At 65.7% G+C, this 3222-nt stretch carries 4 protein-coding genes; 2 read left to right on the top strand and 2 right to left on the bottom strand.

The window, feature by feature from the left end:
• Window positions 1-270 precede the first annotated feature (270 nt).
• Window positions 271-924 carry a histidine phosphotransferase ChpT gene (gene chpT, locus AC5ZFO_RS47530; RefSeq protein WP_166349669.1) on the bottom strand — a complete coding sequence of 218 codons (654 nt, stop codon included), beginning with the start codon at window positions 922-924 and terminating at the stop codon, window positions 271-273.
• Window positions 925-1095: 171 nt separating this feature from the next.
• Here chpT and AC5ZFO_RS47525 point away from each other — a divergent pair, with 171 nt between their 5' ends.
• Window positions 1096-1926 carry a 3'(2'),5'-bisphosphate nucleotidase CysQ family protein gene (locus AC5ZFO_RS47525; RefSeq protein ID WP_282523361.1) on the top strand — a complete coding sequence of 277 codons (831 nt, stop codon included), beginning with the start codon at window positions 1096-1098 and terminating at the stop codon, window positions 1924-1926.
• Here AC5ZFO_RS47525 and AC5ZFO_RS47520 read toward each other — a convergent pair.
• Window positions 1920-2405, bottom strand: a complete 486-nt coding sequence (locus AC5ZFO_RS47520; protein ID WP_282523360.1) for a YHS domain-containing (seleno)protein — start codon at window positions 2403-2405, stop codon at window positions 1920-1922. The two genes, AC5ZFO_RS47525 and AC5ZFO_RS47520, sit on opposite strands and share 7 nt — an antisense overlap.
• A 139-nt stretch (window positions 2406-2544) precedes the next feature.
• Here AC5ZFO_RS47520 and AC5ZFO_RS47515 point away from each other — a divergent pair, with 139 nt between their 5' ends.
• Window positions 2545-3150, top strand: a complete 606-nt coding sequence (locus AC5ZFO_RS47515; RefSeq protein WP_282523359.1) for a DUF1134 domain-containing protein — start codon at window positions 2545-2547, stop codon at window positions 3148-3150.
• The last annotated feature ends 72 nt before the right edge of the window (window positions 3151-3222 follow it).

Here is a 3222-nt window from a genome sequence, read left to right as displayed (position 1 = left end):
CTTCACCAACTGATTGTCGACGGTGTCCAGGCTCTCGCTGGTCTCCGTCAAAAACTCCCGCAACAGATCATCCATGAAAACAGGCCTTCATACAGGGAGGGCGCGCACGACTTGTGATGCGCCATTTCGGAATGGGGCCAGCTTCACCGCAAAGCGTTTAATAATGGTTGAGTATGTGCAAAAGAACGGAACCAACAAAGAGATAAGGCGCTCCGGACAAGCCGAAGCGCCTCGTAAAGATTAGATTAACGTTTGAAGGCGGCGGCGCGCCTACGACGCGGTAATGGTGATCGCTTCGCCTTCGTGCGCGAGCCTGACGGTGAGCCCGCAAGCCTCTGCCAACAGCCGTGTATAATAAGGCTGGATCGCGTGCGCATCCGCGGCCGGGCCGCGCTCCCCGCTCAGGAGCTCGGAGATGTTCTGCGGCAGGCGCGCATTATGCCCGGTCGCGGTGACGCGAAAGCTCATGGTCTCGCCCTCGCCGATCGGATCGATCGTCAGCATGCCGCCGCGCGGGATCGTGTGCTGGGAAACAACCAGCATATTGAGCAGCAGCTTGACGCGATTCTTCGGCAGCAAGAGCCGCGGCAGATTCCACGTGATCGAGCACTTGCCGTCCTCGATGTGACCGCGCGCCATGGTCTGGGCATCGCCGAGGTCGATCTGCGCGCCGGACGAGCCGGCCGCGCCGAAGGCCAGGCGACAGAACTGGAGGCGGGCGGAGGCGGTTTTCGCGCTCTTGCGGATCAAATCGAGCGCGAACTCGCGATCCTCGGGCTTGGGATCGTCGTCGAGCACTTCGAGCCCATTGACGATGGCGCCGACAGGGCTGATGAGATCGTGGCAGACCCGCGAGCACAGGAGCGCGGCGAGTTCGAGCGCATCTGGAGCGGTAGCGGTACCGGGTGACGAAGCGTCAGACATAAAGGGTTCCTGGAATTGCACGGCGCGGACGCGGCGAATCACGCATGCTTGACGAATGCCGCAGGTTCTAACATTCGCAAGCCCGTGGCAGCTAGCTTGCGATCGGTTCGAAGCGGCCCTAAAGCCGCGGCGAATCAGTCGAGTGGGGATGGAATTGCCGATGAATGAGGCATGCAGGTGAAGCGGATCATCGACGGCCCGGCCGCCTCCCACCTGATGGAGCCGCTTACCGCGCTGGTGGTAAAGGCGGGCGAAGCGATTCTCGCGGTCAATCGGGCAGCGATGCGGGTCGACGGCAAGCAGGACGGCTCGCCGGTCACCGAGGCCGATCTCGCTGCCGACCGCATCATCGCTGACGGCTTGGCGCGACTTGCGGACGACGTGCCGACGTTGTCGGAAGAGCGGACCCAGCTCGCCTCGCCGCCATTCCGCGACAGCTTCTTCCTGATCGACCCGCTCGACGGCACCAAGGAGTTCGTCGCCGGCCGCGACGAGTTCACCGTCAACCTCGCCCTCGTGACCGAAGGCGTACCGTTGCTGGGCATCGTAGCCGCGCCCGCGCTCGGCCTGCTCTGGCGCGGCATCGTCGGCCGCGGCGCCGAGCGCGTCAGGTTCGACGGCGCGAGCATCGGTGCTGCCGAACCGGTCCGCACCCGCGCACTGCCGACGCAGGGCGAGCCCTGGATCGCGGCGGTGAGCCGTTCCCATGGCGACCTCAGGAGCGAAGCGTTCATCGACGGCCGGCCCAATGCGGTCAGGAAGACAGTCGGCTCGGCGGTGAAATTCGGCCGGATCGCGGAGGGCAGCGCCGACATCTACCCCCGCTTCGGACCTACTTGCGAATGGGATGTCGGGGCGGGCTGCGCGGTCGTGACGGCGGCCGGCGGCAAGGTCACCGACGGCAAGGGGGGCGAGCTCCGATTCGGCCAGCGCGGCGACACCGGCTTCATCATCCCGGAGTTCATCGCGTGGGGCGATCCGCAGGCTATGGGCCGCTATTGACTAAGCTGTTCCTGGAGCGCCGGCCAGCGCTTGCGCACCTCATAGAGGAAGCGTTCCGGGTCGGCGGCGAAGGCATCGCGGTTGGCCTCCCGGCTGAACAGATAGAGCCGCTGCGCCGAAATCACGTAGAAGCGGGGATTGGCGGCGACGGCCACGCCACGGGCGATGTCGGCCGGATCGTACCCGCCGAACTGCGGTCCATAGATCTCGGGATGGGCCAGGAAGGACGCCCGGTTGCCCTCGTTGCGGAAACGCCAGACCGCGCCCCAGAGGTTCGCCTCGAACTCGGCCGTCCCCTGCGCGGCCGCGCCATCGACGAAATAGGCGACGGGGTCGAAACCCTCGATCGCCACGCCGCTGAAGCGGTTGACGACGATCCGCTCGGTGGTGGCCGCCTCGACCGGCAAACCTGCGCAGGCGATCCAAATGCCCGCCAGCAGGCGGACCAGAAAGCGGATCAAGGCGATTCCGGGGCGCAAAGGGCTATCTTCCTGCCGTTGTGCCGTCATAGTTGCTGCGGATAACATCCGAGTCGAGGGGACATCCGGCGCAACCTAGAGCCGTGCCTGTTGGCGCCAGGTTAAGGAAGCGGCGGGATTCGATACCAGGGGTTCTTTTATGTCTTTCGCATCACGCCTTGCTGCGGTCGCGCTTGCCGCGCTGGTCGGCTGGATCGTCCCGGCCACCGCCCAGCAGGCGCCGCCGCCCAATTTGCCGCCGCCGCAGCGGAGCCCGTCGCCCTCCACCTATGGGCCGGACGAGCTCGTGACCGCCGGCCACCGCTTCTTCGGCAACGTCTCGCGCGGGCTCGCCTCGATCATCGAGAAGGCCGTCAGCCAGTGGGGCCTGCCCAACGGCTATATCCTGGGTGAGGAAGGGTCCGGCGCCTTCGTTGCCGGCCTGCGCTACGGCGAAGGCACGCTCTACACCAAGAACGCCGGCGACCTGCGCGTCTATTGGCAGGGCCCCTCGCTCGGCTTCGACTGGGGCGGCGACGGCGCGCGCACCATGACGCTGGTCTACAACCTGCCCGCCACCAACGCGATCTACCAGCGCTTCGCCGGCATCGACGGCTCGGCCTATATCATCGGCGGCTTCGGCATGACGGCGCTCACCGCCAACAACATCGTGCTGGTGCCGATCCGCTCGGGCCTCGGGCTGCGGCTGGGCGCCAATATCGGCTACCTCAAGTTCACGCCGCGCGCGACGTGGAACCCATTCTAGCAGTCTGCTGAAGAACCCCCTCGCCAGGGAGGGGGCTTGATGATTCACTTTATCATCTCGATTCGGTGGAGG

Source organism: Bradyrhizobium sp. Unk1 (assembly GCF_059512345.1).
This window is presented reverse-complemented; position numbering and strand designations above follow the sequence as displayed.